This is a genomic window from Clostridium sp. MCC353 (genome assembly GCF_018785315.1).
Lineage (GTDB): Bacteria > Bacillota > Clostridia > Lachnospirales > Lachnospiraceae > CHH4-2.
On record NZ_WQPN01000131.1, the window covers coordinates 1 to 210 of the forward strand.

Consider the following 210-nt stretch of genomic DNA (forward strand, 5'->3'; position numbering starts at 1 on the left):
GTCCCGGTGCCCGGTATGCGGGTCCGGGCTTATAAAAGTCGGGGAAAAGGTGATCCGGACAGAAGTTGTTTATGAACCGGTGGTGCTGAAAGTAAAGCAGTATATCCAGGAAATCAAAAAATGCAGGAACTGCGGAACGGCGGAAAGTACAAAAGAGACGCCGACCTTTGTGGGTGCCAGACTTCCAGGTGCGCTGCTGCCTCATTCCAT

The 210-nt window shown here is 52.4% G+C and carries 1 protein-coding gene; it reads left to right on the forward strand.

Annotated elements, in window-relative coordinates; all coding sequences use genetic code 11:
• A partial coding sequence (locus tag GPL15_RS21495; RefSeq protein WP_215700728.1) for an IS66 family transposase zinc-finger binding domain-containing protein occupies window positions 1–210 on the forward strand: 210 nt, incomplete at both ends.